General features: G+C 44.5%; 13 protein-coding genes. 2 read left to right on the top strand and 11 right to left on the bottom strand.

All coding sequences use genetic code 11. From position 1 onward, the window contains the following. Window positions 1–42: 42 nt before the first annotated feature. Both KNP76_RS08590 and KNP76_RS08585 read right to left on the bottom strand, forming a co-directional pair. Complete coding sequence (locus tag KNP76_RS08590) at window positions 43–741, bottom strand: CBS domain-containing protein (protein WP_214844157.1); 699 nt, start codon at window positions 739–741, stop codon at window positions 43–45. 29 nt (window positions 742–770) lie between these two features. Beyond that, the gene (locus KNP76_RS08585; RefSeq protein ID WP_214844150.1) at window positions 771–3098 is read right to left on the bottom strand and encodes a hypothetical protein; all 2328 of its coding nucleotides are present in this window, start codon (window positions 3096–3098) and stop codon (window positions 771–773) included. A 65-nt stretch (window positions 3099–3163) separates the two neighbouring features. Between KNP76_RS08585 and drmA the strand changes: the two genes are divergently transcribed. Together drmA and drmB are read left to right on the top strand one after the other, a co-directional pair. Continuing rightward, window positions 3164–6574: a DISARM system helicase DrmA gene (drmA, locus tag KNP76_RS08580; RefSeq protein ID WP_214844148.1), complete on the top strand. Its 3411-nt coding sequence runs from the start codon at window positions 3164–3166 to the stop codon at window positions 6572–6574. Next, a complete protein-coding gene (gene drmB, locus KNP76_RS08575) occupies window positions 6561–8315 on the top strand; it encodes a DUF1998 domain-containing protein (protein WP_214844146.1) in 1755 nt (584 codons plus the stop codon). Before drmA ends, drmB begins: the two co-directional genes overlap by 14 nt. Before the next feature lie 65 nt (window positions 8316–8380). On the opposite strand, the gene KNP76_RS08570 is transcribed toward drmB, so the two are convergent. The 9 genes from KNP76_RS08570 to KNP76_RS08530 all read right to left on the bottom strand — a co-directional run bounded on the left by KNP76_RS08570 (window position 8381) and on the right by KNP76_RS08530 (window position 24291). Continuing rightward, entirely contained in the window at window positions 8381–11371 is a 2991-nt protein-coding gene (locus tag KNP76_RS08570) for a type I restriction endonuclease subunit R (RefSeq protein WP_214844144.1), read from the bottom strand. A gap of 14 nt (window positions 11372–11385) precedes the next feature. Further along, a complete protein-coding gene (locus tag KNP76_RS08565) occupies window positions 11386–12681 on the bottom strand; it encodes a restriction endonuclease subunit S (protein ID WP_214844142.1) in 1296 nt (431 codons plus the stop codon). Continuing rightward, window positions 12678–14690 carry a type I restriction-modification system subunit M gene (locus KNP76_RS08560; RefSeq protein WP_214844140.1) on the bottom strand — a complete coding sequence of 671 codons (2013 nt, stop codon included), beginning with the start codon at window positions 14688–14690 and terminating at the stop codon, window positions 12678–12680. Before KNP76_RS08560 ends, KNP76_RS08565 begins: the two co-directional genes overlap by 4 nt. A 216-nt stretch (window positions 14691–14906) precedes the next feature. Then, entirely contained in the window at window positions 14907–15251 is a 345-nt protein-coding gene (locus KNP76_RS08555) for a hypothetical protein (protein ID WP_214844138.1), read from the bottom strand. A 23-nt stretch (window positions 15252–15274) separates the two neighbouring features. After that, window positions 15275–16297 carry a restriction endonuclease gene (locus tag KNP76_RS08550; protein ID WP_214844136.1) on the bottom strand — a complete coding sequence of 341 codons (1023 nt, stop codon included), beginning with the start codon at window positions 16295–16297 and terminating at the stop codon, window positions 15275–15277. Continuing rightward, complete coding sequence (locus tag KNP76_RS08545) at window positions 16297–17577, bottom strand: TIGR02679 family protein (protein ID WP_214844134.1); 1281 nt, start codon at window positions 17575–17577, stop codon at window positions 16297–16299. Before KNP76_RS08545 ends, KNP76_RS08550 begins: the two co-directional genes overlap by 1 nt. Beyond that, window positions 17574–21668: a TIGR02680 family protein gene (locus tag KNP76_RS08540; protein ID WP_214844132.1), complete on the bottom strand. Its 4095-nt coding sequence runs from the start codon at window positions 21666–21668 to the stop codon at window positions 17574–17576. Before KNP76_RS08540 ends, KNP76_RS08545 begins: the two co-directional genes overlap by 4 nt. Continuing rightward, a complete protein-coding gene (locus KNP76_RS08535) occupies window positions 21665–22819 on the bottom strand; it encodes a TIGR02678 family protein (protein ID WP_214844130.1) in 1155 nt (384 codons plus the stop codon). The genes KNP76_RS08540 and KNP76_RS08535 overlap by 4 nt, the downstream gene beginning before the upstream one ends. Then, window positions 22816–24291 carry a TIGR02677 family protein gene (locus tag KNP76_RS08530; protein WP_214844128.1) on the bottom strand — a complete coding sequence of 492 codons (1476 nt, stop codon included), beginning with the start codon at window positions 24289–24291 and terminating at the stop codon, window positions 22816–22818. Before KNP76_RS08530 ends, KNP76_RS08535 begins: the two co-directional genes overlap by 4 nt. Window positions 24292–24351: the final 60 nt, after the last annotated feature.

Raw genomic sequence — 24351 nt, 5'->3', positions numbered from 1 at the left:
GAGAAGGAAGCTGATGTAACAGTCAGCTTCCTTCTCTATTTCTCAATCAAATTTAGCTAAATCCCACTGTGTCACAATCCCCAATAACGCTTGATTCGACTTCCCTGATTCCGTAATCAATAATGCTTCTAACTTTTTGCCTTGATTTGCGGCCTGCAAAAAGTAATCTTTTGCTTCATAGATAGTATTTCTTCTCGAAACGAAGCGATACTTCTCAGCAAGTTCATCGACAGAAAGAAGATCGCTCACCCTGGTCTCTTCGAATGAAATGAGATCATCCTTCACTTTTGACGCCAGCCAATTCGTGATACCGCTTTCAGTCACAAGCGAAATAAATTCTCCGTCTGAATTAAAAACAGGAAATTGAGAGTATTGGAATTGATGAACAAACTGGAGCATTTTACTCATCGAGTCCGTTTCATTCAATGAATAGACGTCACAGAAGAAGGTGTTCATTCGCTTCGGAGAACGTAACTTCTCTTCAATTTCAATAATCTCACTCACAATTTTCTCGTGAGGTTCCGCAATCGGCTCACCGTTCAATCCGCTCCCATGTTGAATAGCGTTGCGCAAGCGTCCAAAACTTTTGAGTCGCTCTGCTTTTTGTCGAATCAAGGGATTTTGTTTAGCGGCTCGCTCCACAAGATAGGAAAACGAAAGATGTTCTTCTTGTCTTAATTGCTGACACAACATCGTTTCGATTTTATGGAAACAATCTAAGAAAATAACAGAATTTTTCATGAGATACCTCCATGTTTGAAAACCTTATTTCAACGCACCACAAGTTCTTCTTGCTTCACAGTTTTCCAAGCCTCTCCGTCATACAATTTGAACAACTCGCTAGCCAATTGATAATTCCGCTCAAACGCTACGTTACCTAGATTAAAGAATGGTTTTGTAGACTCGCTCCAATTCCACAACACACGCTTATCTTCTCGAATTGGCATTTGTCGATCTTCTAATAATGCAGTAAGTGCTTTGCGTTCTATCGGTTCAGAGTATCCAAGCATCGCATAAAGGAAGTATGCGTACTCCGTCTCATCAAAATTCAAAACAACGACATGCGCCTTATGTTCGTTAATAAACCGCATCATTATACGATACTGTTCAAATAATAACGGTGCTAAATGAGTACTTTCTGGATGGCTACCGTTTAAAATTGATTTCGTTAATCGGGAACACTTCAATCGATGAGGTAACCGTAAAGCTGGGAAAGTAGGGATTGCTAGTACATTCGTTTTAACTCCAGCTAGTCGAAAGAAACGTTCGATTTTTTGATTAAAAGCATGTCTTGTAGTCGAACTATTTTTTCCTTGTTCATATATGAGAGACGCCCATGTCAAAAACTGTTCTTCGTCTAAATTCTGATTGATTGACTTAGGGTTAAGGAGCATTCCACCTTCTTGGTATTCGAGTTCCTGAGTTCGGTTAAGTGGGGATTGGCCACCCCATACAATGACACGAACGTCTTCGACATCTTGTGGAATGAAATGTGGAGCTGGTATGTTACTGTCTTCATATATGAATGGCAGTAAGTCTCCCCAGATTTGAATCAATTCTTCGTTCATATTTAGCAAACTATTGGATTCTTGACGTGTATTCCAAAGACCAGGTTCAAAGCGCCATGTGTGAAGCGTATCTTGAATAAAGTAGGGATGTTTGTACAGAATTGACTCCACCGTTTTCGGTGAATATGGATAATGTTGTTGAACCTCTTCAATTAACTTATCCACAGAAACCGGAGATTTCTGTTTTAATAAATAGTTTACTAAGAGTGAACGTGCGCTTGGATGTTCAATGGATGAATCGAGTTCTTGTAGACGGTTAAGCCGCTCAGCTTCTCGCATATCCTCTGGTAGATACGGAGCCACTCGGACAGTCGCTTTGCCCTCCTGAAGATTCTCGAATATCATCTTTTGTCCCGGTTTAATTCGATGTTCAAAGAGGAAATCGCTAAAACTGTGGCTTCCTGCCTGACCTTTTGCGTTCATGGTAAGAATAAAAGAACTCGACTGATTTACTACCTCTAGCTGTCCAGCGGCAAAATACTTTGCCAGCTCACCAGACACCTGAATCGTAGAATTTCTTCGTTCGAGTGTAGATAAACGAACCGTCACACGATTATTGGCTGTACGTTCACGTTTAATAGGTTTAGTAACTTCTATGTTCTGCTTCAGTCGTGGTGATGGGATTGGAGAAATAATTGTTTTCCCTCGCGTTTTATTTGAGGTGAGATCTAGTTCTTTAGGTTTGGAATCATCATAAATAATCGTATTCTGAGAAATAACAATATTTCGTTCCACCTTTAAAACTTGTCTCAATCCTTCATAATAAGCAGAGAATATATTTTCATATGGCTGTTTCCGAAAATACTTTTGAATAATTTCTCGAATTTTAATCGGTGTTTCGCGATTCCGTTTCAAGTGCTCAATAATGGCACCTTTCTGTTCTTCAATTTCTTCTAGAATATCTGGTGACACGGTGATGTTGTAATCCATTGGTGGATTATCATAATCATTTAAACTAATGCGTTGATAAGATGTCTTGAAACGGGAATCTACTTTAGGAAAGAACAAGACGTTAGAATCTTGGATGTCGTAGTATGATTTTACTTGTGCAATCACATCATGCCTGACGATGTTTTCGAGTTTATTCTTGTACATATAGCGATGGACCAAATCATTTAGCAATTGCCATTCGCTAAGAATGATATACTGTGCATCTTTATGCCCGTGCTTCCCGTTTAAAACAATAAATCGAGGATCTTTATATAAACTTGCTATTTTATTTTTCAAATCTTTACTCATTAAAATAGGCTCTCGGTTTTGACGTAGTTCACGCTCAAGCGAGTCAAATTGTGACGAAGGATCATTTTTCCGTCTCACGTAATCGCCTTCGCTAATGACCGACGGTACATTTGCTTCTAACGCTGTAGTTAAATTCCGAACAGCATCTTCTCTCTTACATCCTCGTCCTGAATCCCAAATCATCATCAAATACTCAATTAATTTCTCTCGCGTCAATACATCGGTGTGAAGTGAGTTAAATGCCAACTGAATATAACTAATATTTGAAGAGACTACTCCTGAAGATTCCATCATTTCCCCTCGCCCCTTATATTCAAATGTTTTACAATTAAATTATATAAGAAAGGGGCAAAACAATGAATGATATTATCCAACGCCTAGTTAATTTTTTATCAGGTAAAGATAATCAACAAGCCTCGATTGATGAGGCTTTAGATTTGCTTGAAGATGAGTTCATCGATTTGCGACAACTTCGACAGATTCTAGCACACCAAACAAAAATTCATATGAATAAAGGTGTTCTCCAATTAACAAGTCAGGAGAAGCCAACTACACAAGCTAAAGCCTTTACACCTAAACAACGAACTGAACTCGTTGAGAACCTAGAAAAAAGACTGATAGGACCACAAAATGGTGAACATGAAACGCTCAAAGCTGCACCAAGTTCATTCTATTTGACCGGTCGACTCTTTCCATACGGGGCCTCATCAAACGTTATTCATGAAGAAGAGACGGATCAACCTTTAAACGAAGTTGAAGGCGTTACCGTTGAAGGTGAAGCCATCGAAGAAATCATCATTTCTCAAGACCAATTTCGTAACTCTAGCTTGGGTGTAAGCTTTATATTAAATGATATTGTCCCACTAACTTGTCATATCAGTTGGGCACGTTATGAATCCGTAGAAGAAGATAACTCTTTTTATTACAAACGGCAGCCGTTCTCAAAAATTGTCTCACTGGATTTAAATCAGAGTGGTGAACTGTCAATCGACTCAGATTCAAATCTACTTTTAAAATGGTATATTCGTCCGGGAAAATCCGGATTAGACATTAGTCTTTATCTTGTCCACAGCTTGGATTTAAGCTCAACTAATCGTTTCCCAAGACAAGAGGAGATTATTTTCCAACCGAAACTATCATTTAGCGTCAATAAACAGGCGATTGTTCCACGTCCTGCTTACGGCATGAACAACTTAATCAATTTCTTATATCGCGAACGGACTGTTCCGATTATTGGTCACCAAATCGGTACAGATTGGTCTGTAGATGACACAACCTACTACTTCACAACGACATGGTTGCCAAAAGAAGAAGTGCCTCTAGTTGAGCATCAACGTTTGGCGGACACGTCGTTCAATATGTTGGATCTGGCTAAACAGCCTAAAACTGAAGTCATTTCTCGATTAAAGAAATTACCAGATGCGTATATGGAATGGATTGAGGATGAGTCAGCGAAGGTGGACGGACTTAGCGAAATCGATCAATCCTTACTTACGCAACAAGTTGAACAAGCGAGAAAAACTTGTTCTCGTATATACGATGGAATTCGACTTTTGGAGACGAATGACAAGGCGTGGACAGGTTTCAGACTGTCGAACTTAGCGATGCACGTTCAACGTGAGCAAGGGATTCATGCCTCGGTATATAAAGAAACAGGACAATACGATTTTGAACCCGTCAAAAGCGAGTGGCGTCTATTCCAGTTAGCCTTTATTCTCATGAATTTACCTAGCAGTTTTGACGAGCAACATGAAAACCGTCAGCTTGTCGATTTGCTATGGTTCCCGACCGGTGGAGGTAAAACGGAAGCTTACCTTGGCTTAGCAGCATTCGTAATGTTTGTTCGGCGCTTAAAGAATGATGCTAGCGACCCAATGAGTTACGGTGGCATGAGTGTCATGATGCGCTATACGCTCCGCCTACTAACCATTCAACAGTTCCAGCGAGCGACGCTTCTTATTTGTGCCATGGAAGCGATTCGTCGACACGATGATACTTATTCGAATCAGATTCCTGATATTCAATTAGCAGACTTAGGTACCGTGCCGTTCTCGATTGGACTTTGGATTGGAAGTGCATCTACTCCAAACAATTATGATGATGCAAAGATCGCGCTGCAAAAACTAGCAAGCAACGAACCTCTTGAGAACGGGGAAGTCGGCAACCCGATGCAACTTAGCCATTGCCCTTGGTGTGGGGAGAAATTGACTGTACAAAACTATACGGTCAATCGAGCTAAAGCGACAATCAAATGTCCGAAAGCAAGATGTACATTCCACAGCGGCATCCCAGCATATACGATTGACGAGGCCATTTACGATCATTTACCGTCGCTCGTCATCGGGACCGTCGATAAACTAGTACAAATTGCTTGGCAACCGCGAATTGGAGAATTGTTCGGTCGTAAATCATCCTATCGAGCTTCCGACAACAAGTTCATAGACGACTCTCCGACACAAGATTTGCCACGGCAACACGCTTGGCTTCCTCCTGCGGATCTTGTAATCCAAGATGAGCTGCACCTTTTAAACGGTCCACTTGGTTCTCTAACAGGTTTATATGAGTTCGTGATTGATGAGCTTATGGGATTTGGCGAATCAAAACCAAAAATAGTTGCTTCTACCGCTACCATCAGTGGGGCTGAATCTCAAATTCGAGGTCTTTATGACCGTCCGGCAAACCAATTCCCAGTTTATATTCAATCACCTGATGACTCATTTTTTTCAAAAACAGTACCGATTGATCAGAAACCAGGTCGTCTGTATGTAGGTATTTCTTCGCCGGGGGTCAGTATGAAAATCCATACTGTGAACGTATACGGAGCATTGATTGCCGCGACACGGAAACAAGAGAAAAAAGCAGAACTCGATCCGTATTGGACCGTCGTTGGGTATTTCAATACAATTCGTGAATTGGCCGGTACGAATACGATGTTTTATGATGAGATTCGGACGTATCTTCAAGCGAATGAAATTGAAGAGCCATTACTCGATTTCGAAGAGTTGACGAGTCGTAAAAAAGCGCAGGAAATTCCAGAACTATTAGCTCGGATGGAACGAACATTTGAGAATGATGAAGTATTGGATGCTGTCCTTTGTACGAATATGATTTCCGTAGGAGTCGACGTCAACCGTCTCGGTTTGATGGTCGTCCATGGTCAACCGAAGACGACTGCTGAATACATCCAAGCTACGAGCCGTGTTGGTCGTCAACACCCTGGCCTAGTCGTAACAATTCTGAACCCTCAACGTACTCGGGATTTGTTCCACTATGAGCAGTTCAAATCTTTCCACCAGTCGTTTTATCAATACGTTGAGCCTACAAGCGTGACACCATTCTCTAAAGGTGCATTAAAACGCGGTATTACTGGTGTTCTCGTGGGATTGATTCGTCAAACGATGACATCGCCTTCTATTTCGAAATCCAATAGCGCAGGTCAATTTGATTTGGATGCTATAGACGTGACGATGATTGATCGCTTTGTCGCTCGAGCTAAGTCTGTGTATGATTGTTCCGAAACAGAAACTCGTCAGCTCGTTAGTGAAGTGTTAGATACATGGGAATCACTCGCTACTCGTACAAATCACGAACTAGCCTATCGTCAAAAAATTGTGAACGGTAGACCGATGAATACGTCACACCATTTGTTGAAGTACTTTGAAGAAGCACCTTATACTCATGAGGCGATGTTTGCACTAACTTCTTTGCGTAGTGTAGAACCTGAAATTAAAGTGGAAGAGGAGGTCAATCGCTATGACAGCTGGTGATTCAAAGCATTCTTATCAACGAGGCTCAATTCGAGCGGCTCAATTACTTCATCACTTTGGTCCGGGAGCTATCGTAGATTTACCAGATGGTAGTTTCATTACGAACGCAGTGGATCAATGGAAATTTAAATACGGTCAAATTCGAGAAGAAGATCACGATGCTGTCATGAGCGCATTCAATCAGAAGCCAATTCGCCTACTAAATAGCAATCCTGAAGCAATCCGAACAAAAGTATCACGATTTCCAATCTGGCGTTTTTGTCCGAATTGTGGATCTATGACAGATCAACCGAAACGCACATTTTGTACGAATCCAAAGTGTGAACCCCTTGGAGTAAAATATGCGCCAATGCGTTTTGTAACAGTTTGTCGAAAGGGACACATCAGTGATTTCCCTTGGGTGAAATGGGCGCATCAAGGACATGACGTTTGTGATAAGCCTCGTTTACGACTGATGACAGATAAAGGGACGCTATCGAGTTCTTACAAAACAATGCGAATTATATGCACGAATTGCGAAGCCCCCCCCGTTTCTTTAGCACGGATCAAAGAAAAAGGAGAGCTCGAACGTGTCACTGGTAAAAAATGCGCTGGAACCAAACCATGGATTTTACATCATCAAGTCGAGACGTGCGACGCTGAAATGACAGTAGCTTTGCGTGGAGAGACAAAATTACATATTCCAAACGTTCAAAGTGTGATTACTCTCCCACTCAAAACAGCAAGTCCTGAAGCGATTTATCAAGAAATTGATAAAAAGTATGAATTATTTAAAAATACATGGCCAAACTTCCCCCCAGACCAAAAAACATTCATGCTGAAAGGGTTATTGAGTGACGGAGATTGGACAGAAAACGACATTCAAAAGGGCATTCGTTATTTAGATTCTAATCGGCAATTGGAGGACCTTACTTTTGGTTCTATCAAACAACGTGAGCTCAGTGCGTGGAAACATACAAAAACTGCACCGCTTCAAGAACAAGATTGCCAAGCCGAGCGGGTGCCTGTTCCTGAAGATTGGACAGACTATATCAGTCACATCACACGCGTGGATTTGATGCGTGAAGTCCGTGCGTTAACTAGTTTTAATCGTTTGAAGTACGCAGATTCATTCGTCGAACGTAAAGCAGGAGATGGTGTTTCCATCTTTAAAAATCATACAAACTGGTATCCAGGAATCGAAATTTTTGGCGAAGGGATATTTATTGAATTAAATCCAGAGATGATTGAAGAATGGGAAAGTCGCGACTCTGTAAAGCGTATCTTTGAAAGTCAGTTAGCAAGATTTCAACAAAAACGTCTGAAACGTGACCAAGCTGAAATCGAATTATATCCGCGTCACATCTTGCTTCACACATTTGCTCACGCTTTAATTCGCGCATTTGCTGAAACGAGTGGGTATTCTTCTACCTCTTTACGAGAACGGTTGTATTTTGAGAATGGCGCTGCCTCTGTACTAATCCATACGGCCGAAGGTGACTCTGAAAGCAGTTTAGGGGGATTGATTGAACTCGCCAAGCCAGAGAAGATGGCATTGATGTTAAAGCGTGCCATTGAATTGACGGAGTATTGCTCCTCAGACCCGACTTGCCTTGAAGGTGGACAAGACCGAAAAGCTGCCGCATGTCATTGTTGTCTGTTCTTAAGTGAGACTTCTTGCGAATGGAACAATGAATTGTTAGATCGGCGGACACTTCATCCAAAGTTATCGGATGTTCATCTTGCGTTCTTTGATCTATAACCTGTCGTCAGTAAAAGGTAAGATACAAAAATGGTGTGTCTGCTTGTATGCGGACACACCATTTATTAATTATTCACTTCTCCATACACTTCATTCATCATATCTTCCATAATCACGTTTTTAAACTCATCGTTTTCTAGGATTTTCAGGAAGAACTCTTCATTGCTACTCATTCGGTCAATGACGAAGTTGATGAACGTCTTCTCGAATGCGAATTTAAAATTCTCTTTTGTATTGTTCTTCGCCTTTTCACGAATATCTTCACTGTTTAACATATCCTCTTTTACTTGCTCACGCGAAAGAAAATCTGTTTCAGTAAATTGTGTGCCAAAGCGTTCATTTAATTTTTCTAATACACTCGATAAGCGGACTTTCTCGTCATCTCCTGAAACACCTGACCCATGCTTCTGAGGGCTCAAGTCATATCCTCCTGTTTTCTGGAGCTCGATGCCACCTTCAAACACTTTTTGGTTGCGATAGTATTCAAGCGTCACATCATCAGCCAAGTAAACATCTTTGTCATCCCGACCTCGAGGTAACTTACGGAGTAAATACGTCAGATAAATATATAACTTGTGTAAGTCCAAATCGATGAACGTAATGACTTGTAAAATGAATCCATATGTTCGTGCAAACTTAGTAGCTACTTGTTTAAATGCATCCTGTTCCTCGTTTGAAAGGTTTTTGAATCGGTCTACACCTTTATCAAGAATCGCATTCAACTCAATCTGAGCTTTTGTGGACTTGTTCGCTCCACCTGTCACTTCAAGTTCGTTGACCCTTTGCACTTCTTCGGTCGTAAATAATTGATATGGTTCGATTTCAGCCTGCATATCATACAAGATGTTCGGGTCAGTCACTTCAGATAAGCTCGTCGATTCATAATAAGGTTGGAACGATGCCTGAATTTCTTCTGGTTCATTTACAAAATCTAGTACGAATGTATCTTCTTTACCGGGGCAAGTCCGATTCAAACGAGACAAAGTTTGAACCGCCTTTATACCGCTTAACGGTTTATCTACATACATCGTGTGGAGGAGTGGTTCATCAAATCCAGTTTGATATTTTTCCGCTACTAGCAAGACCTTATATTCATCGGAGTTGAACTTTTCCGGGAGCTCTCTTTCTGAAAACTGATTCATATCCGGCTCTGTGTAATTGAGTCCACCGTCTTGAACAGTTCCGGAAAACGCCACCACCGTTTTCAAGTCATTGTACCCCATCTCATTAATATAACGATCAAAGGCGATTTTGTAGCGTACGGCGTGCAATCGGCTCGCCGTTACCACCATTGCTTTGGCTCTACCTCCGATTTTACGCTGTACAAAATTCCGATAATGCTCAATGATAATTTCTGCCTTCTGCGCAATACTATGTGGGTGCAGAGACACGTATTGAGCCAATTTCTTCGTCGCTTGCTTTTGCGAGACTTCTGGATCATCGTCTACGGTTTTCGCAATCTTCCAAAACGTCTTGTACGTCGTGTAATTCTCAAGGACATCTAGAATAAATCCTTCTTCGATTGCCTGGCGCATCGTATACTGATGGAATGCTGCCGGTTTACCGTCTGGACCGACTGTTCCAAACTTTTCTAGCGTCTTTGGTTTTGGGGTAGCCGTAAACGCGAAGAATGACACATTATCTTGTTTCCCACTCTTCATAATGGCTTCTACGATTTTCTCATCGACATCATCCAAATTCTCTTCCGCAATCCGATCTTCTTCGTATGCTGCCTCTAACGTCTTATCGGATAAGACGTTTGTCAGTGCGGTCGATGCTTTGCCACCTTGAGAGGAGTGCGCTTCATCAATGATGACTGCATACTTTTTACGTTCTAGCCCCGCCACCTTTTCTAATACGAACGGAAACTTTTGAAGTGTTGTAATGATGATACGTGTCTCATTGTTAATCGCCCGTGCGAGTTGGTCAGAATTTTTATCAATCGGCTCAACCATTCCAGCTTTATGCTCCAACTGATAAACCGCATCTTGCAACTGTTTATCTAAGACACGACGATCTGTAATGACGATGACGCTACTGAAAATCGATTCGTTGTTCTCGTTATGCAATTTTGCCAATCGATGGGCGAGCCATGAAATCGAGTTCGTTTTCCCTGAGCCAGCAGAGTGTTGAATTAGATAGTTACGACCAACGAGATGATGGGATACATCTGTCTCAATTTTACGGACCGCATCCAATTGATGAAAACGTGGGAAGATGAGCATTTGGCGTTCTCCAATGGTCTCACCGTTTGAATCTTTGATTTCATCTTTCTTCACGAAAATGAAACGATAAAGGATATCAAGGAGGCTATCAGGTGCTAAAATGTCATCCCACAAATAATGTGTCCGATAATTGCTGTCCTGAGGCAATGGATTCCCTTTGCCTCCTTGATTACCTTTGTTGAAAGGTAAGAAATAGGTTTTTCCTTTATCGAGCTTTGTCGTCATGAACACTTCGTCCGGATCCACAGCAAAATAAACTGCCACTCGTTCATTAAACTTAAACAGTTGCTCCCGGGGGTCTCGATCATTTTTTAACTGTTTCATCGCATGTTCTACCGTTTGATTCGTTAGCGGATTCTTTAGCTCCATCACGACTAATGGTAGACCGTTTAGGAACAACACCATATCCAAACTGTTGTTATGCTTGTCACTGTAATAGACTTGGCGAGACACATTGAAACGGTTCAATTGATATTGTTCGTTCAACGTCTTATTCATATCCGTTGGTGGCTTGTTATAGGCTAATTGCAACGTCACACCACGATCTTTAATACCTTTACGTAAGCACTCGACTAACCCTTGCTTATGCAATTGATCTTTAATGCGCTTTAGTACTTCTTCTTTGTAAGAAGGACCATACGACTTCTCAAGCGTACGCATGCGTTTTTCCTGTGTATCCTCTAAGAACGCAAACAGTTCCTCTACGTCGATAGCATGTTGCTTAAAAGCGGCACTTGCATCACCTTCCAGCACACGCTTTTTATAGCCATTCGCAATTAACTCCGCTTCAATATTCGATTCGAATCCTTTTTCTGAAATATCCATCGCCATATTTTTCACCTCACTTAATCAATTTCCATTTCACGTACATCAATTTTTCCTGTTACCGCTTCGTAAATAAGGGATTGACGATATTCTTTTAGTTTTTCGATATTTTTTTTAATAAGTTGAATCAACATTTTTATTTCTTGAGACTTTCTAGAAATCGTATTTTCTATCTCTATTTGCTCAGATATTGGCGGTACTAGAGAAATTAATTCCCCCATATCTTTCCACCTGAAATCAGTAGAACGTTCCCTAATTCCTTTTGCTAAAGATTCTATATATCCAGAATTAGACATCACTCGAATTACTTCACATAAAAACGGAACGTGAATTTCCTTCTTATTTTTAGGAATACATACTGTATATACTGGAGATGCTTTTCCATCTGAATCAGAAACTCCGATAGCACCTGCAAAAGCGTCCATTTGATGGACTACCAAATCTCCTTTTCGAATTCCTTGATAACCAAATTCTTTAATTGAAAAAGTAAATCCATCTTCTCTTCTATTTTTTCTTAACGTAACTTGTCCATCTCGAAAAGCTGTAATAACTTCATCTTCATCTCGTACATTACGATTCACTCTATCTACTAGATATTTAATTTTTTTCTGCGTCCAATGCTCAGGAATCTCATTAACCCACTCAACACCTGAATCTTTCATTTTCACATTCGGATTTAACCCTTTTGTTACCGCTTCTGTGATGATTGATTGGCGTTGTTGTTCTAATTTTTCTATCTGTTTTTGTTTTAAATCTAGCAAAGTATCTATTTCGTGAACCTTACCATCTATAAACAAGCCAATTTTTGTTTGAAGATTTGATGGGATATCTGGGATTTTTATTGATCCTATAGTTTCTGTATTAAGATTTAATTGAGTCCCCATCTTTCCAAGTCCTTTGTATGGTGCACCTGATTCAAAGATATAGTAGAAATACTTTTTATCACCCTTATAGTCTGGAAAATATACGAATCCATCATGAATGCAACATTTTATATTGGTTATACAAGGTTTACCTACTGTACCTGCAATACTAACAAAAATATCTCCAGGTTCTCTCTTTACACTTAACGATGCACCTAATTCAGACATTTTTTGAGTTGTTTGTTCTAAGTACATTCCCGCATTAGAAACATCAGCAATACGAACCCATGCATATTCTCCATCCTCATCAAAATACTTAGGGTCATCAATCGGACGTGGTGAAGCACCTCTCTTAATTGAAGTCATCCATTTAATTTTTTTTACATCCCAATCAGTAGGAATTTCTCCAATCCACTCTATTTCACTTGATTTATATTCCTCATACGTTTTCATCCCATCACCTTCTTCAACTGCTCAGCAATCTCCGCTTCCAACATACGAATTTCATCCATAATTTCTGCTGAACTACGTAATGCTGTGTATTTATAGAACTGACGAGTGAACGGAATTTCATACCCAATTTTTGTTTTCGTTTCGTCAATCCATGCATCAGGTACATGAGGTAACACTTCACGAGCAAAGTAATCCTCAATATTTTCTTTTAACGGAACGATTTCTGTATCACGTAAATCTGAATCAGGCTCGATATCTGTTTTATTCTTCATACAAACATCAGCTGTTTCATCTTTTTCAGCAAGACCTGCTAAAATCGCTTTTAATACAGATGCTCCAATCTTGATGTCTGCTTCTTTGAAAGCAGCTTTTAACACCTTCGTAAACTCATCACGATTTTTATATACTTTATCGCTCTCTAATGTACGTAACACATATAAAATTTGTGTTTGTAGCTTCTTCCCTTCTTCGACTTCAAAGTGACCTGCATCGCCTTTCTTCTTCGATGTTGCTAAGTTCACGAACCCTTTTTCTTCAGCAACACGTGCTAAACGCTCTTCGTTCACTTGGAAGTTTAGGCGTAATGGACGCTCTACTGTAATTTTCGCATAGCCGAAGTCTTCATTATCAAAAATCTTTACGTTTTCATGTGGCTGCGCATCTCCGTATAAACGTACAATCTCATTGATTTGCTCTTCCGTAATTTCGTTACGCTTGCTACCCATAGACTTTTTCATTTTTTTCGAGAAGTCTGCCGCATTAACTAAACGTACCTTTCCTTTATGAAGAGGTGCTTTTTTATTCGTTAAAATCCAAATATACGTTGCGATACCTGTGTTGTAGAATAGATCATTTGGTAGCGCTACGATTCCTTCTACTAAGTCATTTTCCAGTACATATTTCCGAATTTCACTTTCACCAGAACCCGCATCACCTGTAAATAATGGAGATCCGTTCATAATAATGGCCAAACGTGAACCTTGTGGATTTTCAGGGGTTACAGGCTTCATTTTCGATAATAAATGCATTAAAAATAGTAGTTGCCCATCACTCGTGCGAGGTGTGCCTGGACCGAACCGGCCATTGAAGCCTTGTTGCGCATGTTCTTCTTTGATTGGTTTCTCATAGGATTTCCAATCTACCCCATATGGAGGATTTGAAATGAGATAATCAAATTTTTCACGGGAGAACTGGTCGTTTGACAATGTGTTTCCTAAACGAATATTTCGTGCGTCTTCCCCTTTAATGAGTAAGTCAGCTTTACAAATCGCATATGATTCTGGATTGATTTCTTGTCCGAAAAATTCTAAGTGCGCCGTAGGGTTTTGACTTGATAGATAATCTTGAGCTACGGACCCCATTCCGCCAGTCCCAGCAGCACAGTCGTACAACGTTTGTGTTAAACCCGGCTTGGTTAGAACACTTGCATCGTCATGTAAGAACAATAGATGGGTCATTAAGGTAATTACTTCACGAGGCGTATAATGGTCCCCTGCTTCTGCATTCTCATTAAATCGACGGATTAATTCCTCAAATACATAACCCATTTCAATGTTAGAAACCGTTTCAGGATGTAAGTCGATTTCGCTAAAACGCTTAATCGTCAAATATAATAAGTCATTTTGATCTAACTTATCGATTTGGCGATCAAAATCAAAGTGATCCATAATGTCTCGTGCCACTTTTGAAAAGCCATTTATGTAGTCGCGTAAGTTATCAGCGATATTATCCGAATCCGTTAATAGCTTACTAAAGTCATATTTACTTGTATTATGAAAATTTTGCTTAGAGATGCGATTCAAAATTGGTTCGCGAGCCTCTTCACTCATTGATGAAAATTGATCAGCTTTCGCCAGTACTTCTTCTTTCGTACTTTCTAAAACACAGTCAAATCGGCGCAATACGGCTAATGGCAGTACAATTTTTCCGTAGTCTTCTGGTTTGTAAGGTCCACGTAGAACCTCTGCAATTGACCAAATAAAACTTACTTTGTCTTGAAAATTAATCATTTTGAATACCTCATTTTACTTTTATTAAGAATCTGTCGTTGATAAATCTATTCTTTTCTATTTTTCTGGAAGATGACTTGTACTAATTATAGTTCAGTAGCTTTTTTTTGTGGACCCCTTATCATCGACCTATGCATTATTTTGTAAAAATTCTTCGTTCAGCGCTATAAAAGAAATGAGCATCGTGTCCAATTTGGACGATGCTCATTTAAATAATCAATATTGGCATAACTCATTATACGTTGCTTCACTAATCTCATCATACCCGTAGTCACAAAAATACTCGTATGCTTCCGCACCCCAATCCCGTTCTTCTGTTAAATAGAATATTTCTTCTTCCAACTCTTCGTTTCTCTCTCGGAGATGTTCTAATTCTTCAACCATCTCTAAATACTCTTGATATTGCTCTTCCTCATATTCAAACGCTTCTGCTCGTCCTTCCATCCCACGCTCTGCTTCTTCAGCGGCGTGATCGGCATTTGCACCAAACTTATCAATCCCATCGCAACCACTCAACAAGAAAACAGTTGTTATTATAACTATAGATATTCTTCGTTTCATATTCTGCTGCTCCTTTTAGTACATCATTCCGCCGGGACTGTGATCCACGCTCGTTTCAAAGGTAAAGAAGCTTGAATGTCTTCATCTAAATCATCATATACTCGTAGCAACGCCTCAATCAGGTCATCCGAATCCCATAGACGCACTTTAAAGAATTGTTCTTTCGCTTTATTGCGTGCATCTTTTGTGAAGCCTCCTAGTGAGACAACCAATCCGTACGTCGCGCCATAACTTGAGACGACACCTAACAAACTGTTAATGACATCGATCCCCGCTGGTGAAGCCGTGGCTTTTACTTGGACACAAATCCGAGGTTCTTCTAAGCCAAGAACACCTTTCCCTGCCAAAATATCGACACCTCCGTCTTTTCCGGGTGGAGACACGACCGGTTGAAATCCTTCTACTTTCAAAATGGCTGCGACTAAGTCTTGCAAGCGATGTCCAGCAAACTCTCGTTCAATGAGAATCCGGATTTGATCACGTCCAATCGCTTCTAAATCGACGATTTCTTCTTCATCGACATCAGTAATTGGCGGGGTAGACAGCGAATCTACGCCGTTTATGTAACGCTGCAACGCTTGTGGGATTCTTATCTCTGCATCGTTTCGTTGAATCCGACATACTGTCATAAATGCACCAAGAGAATACAGTAAATCTTGATCTAGACGAGTTCGTGGCATGTCTGTCGTTAACCACTTCACTCTTCGAATATGTCTAACCTCTTCAGCAATCGTTGTATTAAATTCGTATTCTCCTGTTACTTGACCGATCGCGATGACCGGTTCTGTCTTTAAAGGCAGCACAACATAATCACCGATTTCCATTTCCGTCGCAAAACGCCAAATTTGATTAGCCTTGTGACTGATAGCTCGTGCTTTATCTTCCAAATATGTTTCTTCGTATAATTCAATTAATTCTTCTTTGTCCTCGATGTCAGTCAAGTCACCTAAGTCTTCCCATCCAATCGCTACTAAATTGTGTTCAAGTGCCGCGTTTTCTTGATGTCCTGTTCTCCCAGCTCGTACCAACCAAATTGGTTTGTTCATCATGCATCTGTCCCTTCTATTTTTAATTGAACCACCATTTTCTCAATCAACGCTTCCTGATATCCCGCTCGTTTTAGCCGCTTCATCTCTTCCACCACGTCTTGCAACTCAACGTCCGTCACCCGATCTAGCTTCACCAATCGTTCCTCAGCCAACTCAACACTCGGCTCAGACGCCACATAACTCTCCAAGTCCATGCACCAATAATCGAGCTTGTCGCCGTAACGTTCTTTCAACCGTGCCGCCATCTGCAATCCTTCCGGGTCAAAGTCTCCGGCATATTTCAACTGACAACCCGATGCGACAAGCATATCGAGTAAGCGATAGGCCGCGAGTTTGAACTGACCGTGTGTACAGACGAGCGGTGCATCCGGCACGTCATCGAGTAAGCTTGAGAACACACCGGAGTTCTCGACGATCCAGACGGTATGTCCTCGGCTTGGTCTCACCCGGTCCACGTTCAACAGCTCACGCATCGGAACGTTCAAGACGCTATGCATCCATGCCGCTCCGTGCCACATTGGATGCTCCGTTCCCTCACGCTCCGCCATCATATTCGCACACGTCACAAAATTGGTAATGTCGTCCCGTAACAACTTAAATTCCAGTAACAGTTCGTTCACCCGCTCCGTATCGCTCGGCGGCGGACCCCCTTGCCCCCGTTTGACGTGCAGTGCGTGAATCAAGAGCCGCCCTAACTCGTTCGTCCGGTCGAACGCATGCGGATTGCCGAGGATGCGTTGTCCAAACACCGGCAACCGCTCATAATCGAGCGGCAACCGTTCCATCGCTTGCGCCAGTCGCTCGCAAGACACGTCAAATCCATCGGTCTCAACCATCCGATTGATCCAGTGCGTGTCTGCCGTACGCCGCTCTAAATAAGTGAACCAAAACGTGAGGCTCGGATACGTCCGCTTGAGCTCACGAAACCGCTCCGCCCGCTGCCCTTCCATTTGGGCAAGTGTTTCCTGTTTCGTCAATAGCGCTTCTCCGAAATACGCCTCGAGCAACTCCAGCAACGTCACGCCTTCAAACTTGGTCGTCTGCAGTTTCTTCTCGAACGCTCGGAGCGTCACCGTCTTCTTCAATCTGAGTGTCGCGACCTCGTCTCCGAAAAAGCGGGCGATCGCTTCAAGTTCATCATGTTTAAACGATTGAATCGAAACCGATCCACCAACTTTTCCGAGCGAGGCATACTTCTTCCGGAACTGTTCAAACAGACGCGAGAAGCCTGTCGATGCTTTGAAGTAGTGTACGGCTTCGTCGACTAACGACTTCATAACAACGTCTCTTCTTTCGCATGCCGTTTCTCGCCGTCCCACACGTAATGGAGGACGGTGACGTAGTCGGCGTTTTTCGGACGCAACAGCTCACAAATCGACAGCGACGAAATCGTATCATAATCGCCCCACAGGATTTGCGAGTTCATGATGTAGTCGAAGCCGAGTTGCTCGACAATCTCGAACATCTCACGGATATTGTTCTCGTCGACTCCTGCGAACGCCTCGTCGAGCGAGATGATATACGGCGCCGTATCGGCCGCTTCTTTATATCGGGAATAACACGCTGTGAAGAGAGGGATGTACATTGCCATCGCTTTCTCCCCGCCGCTGAACTTATCGAATTTATTGTTCGTCAGCTCGCGTTTCGGCTCATTCGTTCGATCGAAGTACAAGACGAATGAGAACCATTTCCGGTAATCGAGCACTTCACGGAGCACTTGCAGGAGCGTCTGTCCTTTGCCGTCTTCTTTAATCATCCGCTTCGCCTTACTCAGTTTCGACCGGAAGTGGGCCGTAATCCGTTCGAAATCCTCGTCCTTCAACAGCTTCGCATCTTGTTTCAAGATGTGGACCAAGTCTTTCGTGTCGAGCTCTTCCTCGCTCTCCGCCGTACGCGGCCGCCATTTGATCGAGAACGTAAGACCCGATGACGTATTCCGGCTCTCCATCAACTCATTCATTTTTCCGGTCCATTCTTCGGCCCGGCGGATTCGAGAGCGAAGTTTCGTCCCGACCGATTTGAAGAGGATTTCTTCATATAGTTCCTTGTCACTCTCGTTCAAGATGCTCTCTTGGCGTGCGAACTCTTCCTCGACCGTTCGCTTGACCGCTTGCGGGCTCGCCTGTTGGCCCCGCAAATCGAGCGAGATGATGCGACGCGTCGTCTTCTGTTGCCACATCTCAACTTCTCGTCTGAACCGCTCATCGACGACCTGCATCCACGCTTCAAGCGGCAGTTCTTCGGTGAAGTTACGCATTCGGTATTCCATCAAATCATTTTGCTGGTCGATGAACGCTTTCGATAGATGTTCGTCGGCTTTTGAGGCGCTGTTCGTGAGTCGTTTCCCGTACATCGCTTCAACCGTTCGGGACAACGTTTCGGGATCACTCCCGTCCACGTCGAGTGAGACGATTCCTCGTTTCCACTCCGCTTTCAGGGCCGTCTCCCATGCTACTCGCATCTGTTTTGACAACGCGTGACTATGTTGCTTCTCGTCCAACTTGTCCGCGTCCGTGTCAAGTTGCGCTTGGCGCGTCGCGACGAGCTGTAACGATTGGCTCCGTTCACGTTCAATTCTTGCCAATTCTGCTTGGACGTCTTGGATTTGTTGACGGATATCGTCAGCGCCCTCTCTCGCCAGTTGGTCCTCGATTTGCGCAATATTTTTTTGAACCCGGACCATTTTGTCCTCGAGCTCATTCAATTCACCCATGAGTTCGAGAATGTCTTCTTCCGCTTCCGCCAGGGCCGCCTCCATCGTGTCGAGCCGTTTGTTCGAGGCGACCGCGTTGTCGTGCTCCCGATGTGTGTCGAGTAGTAAATCTTTATAGCTCCCCATCGCCCGCTTCGCTTGTTCAAACGCGGCTTGCGTCTTTTCTAGTTCGAACGGCTCAGCCAGTGTATATACCTCACGCTTCAACACGTTGAACCGCTCACTCGTCTGTTTCAACATGTCTTCGATTTGACGGCAACGTCGCTCCAAACTCTCGATCTCAAATCTGATCTTTTGGATTTCTTGATGACTCATCCGCAAATCCCGGTCAGACGGGAATGCCTCCCACGCCGCGTCAGCCGATTGGATGTGTTGACCCAACTCCGCCTGCTCACCACGTAGCGTCACGCGCTCGAGTTGAAGTTGTTCGATTTCGTGCTGTAACTGTTCAATCTTCGCTTCCCGATATCGTTGACGGGCAGTTCGCCCAAGGAAACGGACGTGTTCGACCGGTACCGCGTGTCCGCTCAATTGACCGAGCCGATACGTCCCGTCTTCTCCGATGGACGTCTCGCCATCACCGATGAGGATACTGCGGAGCACGTCGTCGATTCGGTCCGAAGCAATCCCCGTATCCCCTGGGCTCGGTTTCAAATAATCGGCCAACGTATGCGCCATCATCTGTGGCGCCGGCAACAAGACCCGGTCGTATGTGACGTCCGCCTCGGTGACGAGAGCGTCTAACATCCCGCTGTCCATGAGCGCGGCTTCAATCCGTTTTTGAACGTCTTCCTCCACCCCGTCCACGAACTCGACGAGTGCATATAACGGAGCGAACACGACGCCGTCGGCCCGCATCTGTTCCCGGGACGCTCTCGTCATCGGGTCGATGTCCGGTTCGGGATCGGTCTTCTTTTTCCACTCGGCAAGTGAGGTCTCTATGTTTTGAATGTTCGTATCAATCACGCGTTCGGCCGCTTTCTTCGAGGCCGCTTTTTCACGTAGCCGGTTCTGGTAACCGACCACGTTCGGTCGAACGAGACGCAACACATCCTCATACGTTGACGGGTCATAGTCGTTTCGAAGCGTGCGCTCGATGTGACCCATCGTCTCCCCTTCGACACCAAACTCAGGATGCTCCTCGGTCCACCGATATACGTCTGCGAGATGACGCTCCAAGTCTTGGTCGAACGTCTTTTGCCAATCGCTCTGCTCGTGCTTTTTCTGATCACGAGCTTGTTGCTCGTCGGCGAGTTGCTTGTTTTCCGTTTGAAGTTTCCGTTTCGTCTCTTCGAGCGCGCGCATCCCTTCCGCCACTTTGCCGAGCCGTTCCGCGTGCTCCCCTACTTCGTGTTTCCACGTCAGGAAATCGAAGTCAAGGTTTAAGCGACGATAATCGGCGACATTCAACTCATGACGGTCGAACGCCGCCTGTTCTGCGTCGTACGCCATATCATCAATCAGGTCATCGATCGTTTGGAGTGTCGTGCGATGGACTACCTGTTCTTCGTCTTGCCGCTGTTTGGCGTCATAGATTTTTTGAGCGGTCTTCGCGCGTCGCTCATCCTGCCGTCGATAATCAGCCGTGATGTGCTGTAACGTCTCTACCTCTTTCTTCAACTCGGCTTCTAAGTTCCAAACTTTATGGGACGCCAAGCGTTGCCTTTGACGCTCTGCCGTCGCTTTGTCTTGGTCGAGCTGTTGAATCAATTGTTTGAGCATCTCGACCTCACGTGCCCTTGACGTCTGGAGTTCACGTAAATCCTCAAGCTCTTGCGCTTCCGTCGTCTCTCGTTCGGTCGCCAACCGGTACTCGACGGCGAGGTCGGCCACATGACGCTCATTGTACGCATCGTACGTGCGGCTCAACTTCTGAAGTGCGATGAGCTCACGCTCGAGCTGCTCGAGTTGTTGCTTCGTCTGATCCATCTGTTCGATCGTGTCGGACAAGTGGCGTAAGTCGTCATCTGACAATGGCGGAAGCGCCGCCTCGAGAATCTCGTAGATGACGGTCGGCCTGAAGTCTTTCGACAGTTTCGGGCTCCGCAACTGGATGAGCAACTTGATTAACTCTTCATAGGCATCGATTGACTCGAAGCCGAAGACGTGTTTGTTGACGAGCTGCATATACTCGCCTTGCGTCGTCACGACTTTTCCCCCATCCCCGATGACCCGTTCGAGCTCGACCCGTGAGTACGGGATTTTACTCGTCTGTGTCCCTTGGCGGTCGAGTTTATACAACTCGATGTCGATGTTAATGCGACGATTGTCCGTGATGACGAATCCCCAGAATTTGAGAGGCTTCCCACGCTTCGCTTGAAGTCCGATTCCGGTCGTCACGTATTGATTCGTCTCGGCCTTCTTGTATTCGATGAACAAATAGCCTGTCCGCTCTTCCCGGTCGACGACTTCTTTCTCGCCGAGTAAATAGTCTTCCATCTTACGGGCTCTCGAACCGAACGGGTCGAGCCGGTCCGGTGACTTCTTCCCGTCAAGTAACACGGGCAGGAAGCTCTGCATCGTCACGGATTTACCTGATCCGTTACTCCCTCGAAGCAACAGCTTCCCGTCCGAGAAATCGAACGTCTCTTCTGTGTAATACCAAAAATTAAGCAAGCCTGCCCGGTTCATTTGCCAGCGATTCTGCGCCCTCATTTCGCCAACTCCTCTTCAAATTTTTCTGGATAAACCCCAATGGTGCGACCGAACCCCGACTGGATGACAAGGATCCCTGAATCAGTCTCCACGTATCCGAACTCCCATTCCCGCAGGAGCGAGACGAGTTCTAGCGCCACTTTTTTCGGGGTGTCTTCTCGATATTGTTTTGGCCAGCCGGGGCCCCATTTAAGCTGGACCGCCTCGACGATTCGCTCGAATTCGGGCAACGTGACCCGAATCTCCCCCATCTCGTTGACAGGCAGTTCAAGTTTCCGAAGATGACTTGCCACATGCAAGGCGACGCCCGTGATTCCTTTTTGATTCGGGAACAACGTGTAACGCTGTTTTTGGTCGGGTAAGACGAGCATGGCCGCATTTTTGAACACTTCTAACCGGAACGGCGTGAACTTCTCGAACTCATCTCCGAGCCGGTTCCTGAAGTTACGGATATAGGCGAAGTCCAGGTCATCTTTGGACTCCCGGTACACGATTGGCGAGAACATGAGCTTGCGATACACACGTTTCCGGCGCTCATCTTCTTTTTGACGGCTCCACTCGCTCGTCAAGATGTCTTGAATCGTCTCGTAATTGAATAAGTCTTCTGGGTAAGACCGCATGAAATAGCGGGCATGGACGCTCACTTCGTACAACACTTCTTCCGTCTCGCTCATCGCGAACGAGTCGACGTCCCCGTCGACCGCACGAATCAACTTCAGTTCATCAAGTTGTTTGAGCGCGCGAACAAGCGATTTACGGTGCCGATAGTTCGTCCAATCGAGCGGCAAGTCGCCAGGGTACATCTCTTGGATGTCTTCCGTGATATGAGACAGCAAGAACTGCTCATCGACCGACTTGCTCTCTGTAAACGCGAGCGCGCAACAGAAAATCGCGTAGTCCATTGGCTCGGTGAACGCTTGGATGCCCATCCATGGCTTCGGGTCGACCGGGAGCTTCTCAAGTTTGATGAAATGTTGATGCACGATCAAATCGAAGCCAAACTTCTCTGTCACGTAACGTTTCAACTGATGTTCACGTTCACGGATTTTTTGGTAGACGAGTGGTTGCTCGGCTCGCAACACCCAAAACTGTTCAAAGAGGATTCCGAGCGCCTCCTGCATCCGTTCGTCTACTTTTGTTTCCTCACTCATGACGTCACCTCCTCGTCGATGAAGTAATATTCCACGTTCGGCATCTCAAGTGATCCATCCGTCGCCCGCAGGATGACGCGCTCTTCCTCGAGCGTCACCCGTACGCGGCGGCCATACTCAGTTTTGACGATTCGATCTTCCCGCACCATCGCTTTACCGAGCCACGACAGTAACAGCTTTCGCACATGCGGCTCAATCACTGGAAGTGTTTTGATCGAGATGACACCCGCTTCGATGTATCGTTCAATCGCTTCCTTCTCTTCTTCAAGTTGCTTTAAATGAAGTTGGCGCATCTCCGCAATCTTCTCAGACCGGTCGATGATGGCCCCGGCTTTCGTCGATTCTTTAAATTTCGTCGTCCGTGGTTTCGTCTCGTGCTGCATCGGCGCCTCGTCCCATACGTCGACGTACATGTCGTCGGTCGGAACGTGGTCCCCGTAAAGGTGACGCGTATGGAACACGCCGAACACGACCGATGACAGCTCATGGGCGGTTTCAATCGTCTCGATCCCATCGAACCACTTCGCCAAATGTTCGTAATCACGGCGCCGGCTCCGAAACTGTTGATGCCGTTCGCTCATTCGTTGAACGATGCGGGTGATGCGGCGGATGGCCTCATTCGTCCGTTCTTGCAGACGTTCAAACTCGCTCTCGCCGTGCGTCGTCCCGAGAAACCATGCTCTCAAGTTACGCCACTTTTCGACTAAGTCGATCATCGGGTCCATGTCGTCTTCTTCGAACCGGAACGCCTGATGCTGATGCCGGACGACTTGTTGGAAGAACGGCTCGAGCCGATTCGTCGTGAGCGACGTCAACAAGTCCTGAATCTGCATGGCCGTCCGCTGCAGCGCGATGATGAAGTCGCGCAAATACGTCGTGAAGCGATCTTTATAGACGAGGAACGCTTCCGTCTTCATCTTATCGACGACTTTCTCACTATGAATATAGGCGATATAGTCCGACGTGTTCTGCGTGATTTGACGGAAATAGAGCATCGCATCTTCCCAAAGCTGGGCACATTCGGAATCGGGCTTTCCGTTTGCCTGAGCGATCGCCTCAAGGACGTGATAGAGCCGCTCGAACTGTGTCTTCTCGAGTGAGCCGCCGAAACTGTCGCCGAGTTGCTCGAGTTGAATCATCATCCGCTCAAACTCGACCGTGTACGGCGTACATTGGTAGCGGAAACTTTTCTTTTTGTATTCTTCAATCGTCTTCGCCTTCCGGTGCTCTTGACTGGCAATCAAGTTGCCCCATTTGACGAGCGACTCTAAATCCTGATGCAACCCGTCCATCGTGTATTCTTGAAATTCTGTATATTGCTTCAAGTACGCATAAATCTCTTCCGGATATAAAAATTCACACATCCGTTCATGCTGGATGTAGAAGTAACGTAAAATCGGACGATAGCTCCACGCCTTCTCCGCCGTCAAATACGTCGCTTCTTTGATTTTCTTTTGCAGCCCTGGTTGCATACGGTTGCCCCTCTCTGTGTTCTCCATGATTAAGCATAATACAGATCAGAGAAAGCGGAA

The sequence above is a fragment of the Exiguobacterium sp. s150 genome, from assembly GCF_018618435.1.
In the GTDB taxonomy this organism is placed as follows: domain Bacteria; phylum Bacillota; class Bacilli; order Exiguobacteriales; family Exiguobacteriaceae; genus Exiguobacterium; species Exiguobacterium alkaliphilum.
The sequence above is the reverse complement of the archived record's forward strand: the minus strand, read 5'-3'. Positions and strand labels throughout refer to the sequence as shown.